This is a genomic window from Kitasatospora sp. NPDC059817 (assembly GCF_042731835.1).
GTDB lineage: Bacteria > Actinomycetota > Actinomycetes > Streptomycetales > Streptomycetaceae > Kitasatospora.
Genome location: NZ_JBHWIR010000354.1, coordinates 1 through 3,776 on the forward strand (window position 1 = coordinate 1; position 3,776 = coordinate 3,776).

Here is a 3,776-nt window from a genome sequence, read left to right on the forward strand (position 1 = left end):
CGTCAACTCCCATTAATTGCCCAAAGGTTGATCGACCGCCACCCGCATCGAAAATGCCCGAACCCGATCCTTTGCCGCTTTCCGGCAAAGGATCGGGTTCGGGCGTGCTGTGGAGGTCTGGGACCTTCCACAGGGGCCCGGGCCCCGCGATGCGGCGGGGCGCCGGGCCGGGAGAGGGGGCCCGGGTCTTTCGGGCTTCGCTAGGTGCGGGCGGCGGCGGTGCGGGTGCGGCGGGAGAGGGAGTCCAGGACGACGGCGGCGAGCAGGACGGCGCCGGTGATCATGTACTGGATGGCCTGGGCGGCGTGGACCATGTCCAGGCCGGTGGTGATGGACTGGATCACCAGGATGCCCAGCAGCGCGGACCAGGTCTTGCCGCGGCCGCCGAAGAGGCTGGTGCCGCCGATGACGGCGGCGGCGATCGCGCTCATCAGGACGTTGCCGCCGCCCAGTTGCTTGTCGGCGGAGCCCTGCTGGGAGGCGTAGAACAGCCCGCCCAGGCCGGCCAGGAACGCGGACAGCATGAAGACGGAGATCCGCACCCGGGCCACGTTGACGCCGGCGCGCCGGGCGGCCTCCACGCCGCCGCCGACCGCGAAGATCTGGCGCCCGTAGGAGGTGCGGCGCAGGACGAAGTCGGTGAGGACGACGACGCCCACCAGCACGACCAGGGGCAGCGGCAGGCCGCGGTCCTGGTTGAGGGCGTAGGCGGTGGCGAGGGTGAGCACGGCCAGGGCGCCGGTGCGGATGGCGGTGTCGGCGGTGGGGCGGGCGGTGAGGCCGGCGGCGGTGCGCCGGCGGGCGGTGCGCAGGTGGGCGAGCAGGTAGAGGGCTGGGGCGAGGACCGCCAGGGCCCAGGCGTAGGCGATGTCGCCGTCGCCGAGGAAGGTGGTGTCGAGGGTGGCGATGAGGCCGCCGTGGCGGTTGTTGACGGTGCCGAGGTCGCCCAGGACGTACTCCTGCAGGCCGCTCCAGGTGAGCATGCCGGCGAGGGTGACGACGAAGGCGGGGACGCCGACACGGGCGAAGAAGAGGCCGTGCAGCAGGCCCATGACGGTGGCCGCGGCGAGGGCGGCGAGCACGGCGAGCCATTCGGCGACGCCCTGGCGCACGGCGAGGACGGCGGCGAGGGCGGCGCTGGCGCCGGCGACGGAGCCCAGGGAGAGGTCGATCTCGCCGAGGATGAGGACGAAGACGACGCCGACGGCGATGAGGCCGGGGCCGGCGATGAAGCGGGTGATGTTGGTGAGGTTGTCGGCCTGGAGGAAGTGGCCGGTGACGGACTGGAAGATGACGGCGATCAGGATGAGGCCGACGACGACGGGCAGGGAGCCGAGTTCGCCGGCGGCCAGGCGCCGGCGGGCGGCGTCCAGGTAGCCGGCGGGGCCGGCGGCCCGGGTGTGCAGGCGGGGGTCGGCACCGGGGGCCGCAGGCTCGGCGCCGGGGGTCGCGGGGGTGTCGGCGGGGGTGCTGGGCGTGGTCATGCGGCGTCCTCCTCCTCGGTGTGGCGGGCCTGGCGCCGGGCGTGGGCGTTGTCGGTGGCTCCGGTGATGGCGGAGACGATCTGCTCCTGGGTGGTGCCGGCGACGGGGAAGACGCCGTTGTTGCGGCCCAGGCGCAGGACGGCGACGGTGTCGGCGACGGCCCGCACGTCGGCCATGTTGTGGCTGACGAGGACGACGGCCAGGCCGCGTTCGCGCAGCCGCTCGACGAGGTCGAGGACCTGGGCGGTCTGTTCGACGCCGAGGGCGGCGGTGGGCTCGTCCAGGATGACGAGGGCTGGCTCGCCGACCAGGGCGCGGGCGATGGCGACGACCTGGCGCTGGCCGCCGGAGAGCGCGGCGACGGGGGTGCGCACGTCGGGGATGCGGATGGCGAGGGTGTCGAGGAGTTCGCGGGCGTGCTGCTCCATGGCGACCTCGTCCAGGAGCCCGTGGCGGCGTTTCTCGCGTCCGAGGAACAGGTTCGCGATGACGTCGAGGTTGTCGCACAGGGCGAGGTCCTGGTAGACGGTGGCGATGCCGAGGGCCTGGGCGTCCTGGGGGCGGGTCAGGCGCACGGGCTCGCCGTGCCAGGTGATGGTGCCCTCGTCGACGGGGTGGACGCCGGCGATGGTCTTGACGAGGGTGGACTTGCCGGCGCCGTTGTCGCCGACGAGGGCGAGGACTTCGCCGGGGTGGACGTCGAGGCCGACATCGGTGAGGGCCTGGACGGCACCGAAGCGCTTGGAGACCGAGCGCAGCTGGAGGACGGGTGCGCCTGTCAAGTGAACCTTCTTCTGCGGTGGTGGACTTGGACCCGGGTCGAGCTGGGCGGCTGGGCGGGGCCGGCTGGGCGGCTGGGCGGGCCGGGCTACTTGAGGCCGGCGGCGGCGCAGGCGGCGGCGTAGTCGGCGGTGCAGATGTCGGAGACCTTGTAGAGGCCGTCGGCGACGACGGTGGTGGCGATGTTGGCCTTGGTGACGACCTTGGCGTCCAGGAACTTGGCGGGGATGGCCTTGTCGGTGGCGCTGTCGACGGTGGCGGTGGCGACGGTCTTGACGTCCTTGCCCTTGAGGAGGGCGACGGCCAGTTCGGCGGCGGAGTCGGCGAGCGGGCGGTAGGCCTTGTAGATGGTGAAGGCCTGGTCGCCGTTGACGATGCGCTGGATGGCGTCGAGGCCGGCGTCCTGTCCGCCGACGGGGACCTTGATGCCGGCGCCCTGGAGCTGGGTGATGATGGCGCCGGCCATGCCGTCGTTGGCGGAGTAGACGGCCTGGAAGCCGTTCTTGCCGAGCTGGGTGACGGCGGCGCCGATCTTCTGGCCGGCGATGGTGGCGTCCCACTGGCCGGACTGCTCGTAGACGATCTTCTTGACCTTGGCGTCGAGGACCTTGTGGGCGCCGGTCTTGAAGTCGGCGGCGTTGGGGTCGGCCTCGTCGCCGTTGATCATGGCGACGTTGGCGTCGGCGGCCTGCGGGCCGAGGGCGTCGACGAGGGCCTGGCCCTGGAGTTCGCCGACCTTCTCGTTGTCGAAGGAGACGTAGGCGGCGACCGGTCCGGTGGCCAGGCGGTCGTAGGCGACGACCTTGACGCCCTTGGCGGCGGCCTCCTGGACCCAGCCCTGGGTGGACTTGGCGTTGTAGGGGTCCAGGATGATCACCTTCACGCCCTGGGCGAGGAGGGTGTCGAACTGCTGCTTCTGCTTGGCGGCGCTGCCCTCGGCGTTGTTGTAGAGGACCTTGCAGTCCGCGCACAGGGCGGCGACCTTGGCCTCGACGAAGGGGCGGTCGAAGGATTCGTAGCGGGTGGAGGAGGCGTTCTCGGGTAGGAGCAGCCCGATGGACTTGCCGTCTCCGGAGGCGGCCGCGTCCTTCTTGTCGCCGCCCGCCTTGCCGCAGGCGGCCATGGACAGGGCCAGTGAGATGCCGGTGGTGGCGATGAGGACGCGACGCAGTGCTGCGTTCATGGGGGTGCCTCTCCCTGACGTCGCCGCGGCTCTGCGGCGGGGTGGGGGGAGTTAAACCTGAACGCGTACATGACGTCAATAAGTAAATTCAGACTGTGGGCGATGCGCCTCTACTCGTTATCTTCATGAACACTGACGGGGAGTTGAAACCTGGAGGAAGCTCCAAATGACGGAACGGCGGCGCCCGTTGCGGGGCCCGCCGTTCAAGAGTCGATCAACCTGTCGGGGCGTCAGGGAGGTGGGGGGGCCCGCCCGCCCCCCCGCGCTGGGCCCCGGCCGCGTCGGCCGCCGAGGCGGGCCCGCCGAGCCGCTCCCCGCCGGTCGCGGTG

Annotated in this window: 3 protein-coding genes; all 3 read right to left on the reverse strand. The window is 71.8% G+C overall.

What is annotated here, in order from left to right:
• Positions 1 to 200: 200 nt before the first annotated feature.
• The gene (locus ACFV61_RS35060; RefSeq protein ID WP_380496155.1) at positions 201 to 1,484 is read right to left on the reverse strand and encodes a sugar ABC transporter permease; all 1,284 of its coding nucleotides are present in this window, start codon (positions 1,482 to 1,484) and stop codon (positions 201 to 203) included.
• Complete coding sequence (locus tag ACFV61_RS35065; RefSeq protein WP_063352939.1) at positions 1,481 to 2,266, reverse strand: ATP-binding cassette domain-containing protein; 786 nt, start codon at positions 2,264 to 2,266, stop codon at positions 1,481 to 1,483. The genes ACFV61_RS35060 and ACFV61_RS35065 overlap by 4 nt, the downstream gene beginning before the upstream one ends.
• Before the next feature lie 86 nt (positions 2,267 to 2,352).
• Complete coding sequence (locus tag ACFV61_RS35070; RefSeq protein WP_380345997.1) at positions 2,353 to 3,447, reverse strand: sugar ABC transporter substrate-binding protein; 1,095 nt, start codon at positions 3,445 to 3,447, stop codon at positions 2,353 to 2,355.
• Positions 3,448 to 3,776 lie beyond the last annotated feature (329 nt).

Coding starts and splice junctions, on each gene's coding strand:
- ACFV61_RS35060 (WP_380496155.1), bottom strand. CDS start 1,484: ATGACCACGCCCAGCACCCCCGCCGACACCCCCGCGACCCCCGGCGCC.
- ACFV61_RS35070 (WP_380345997.1), bottom strand. CDS start 3,447: ATGAACGCAGCACTGCGTCGCGTCCTCATCGCCACCACCGGCATCTCA.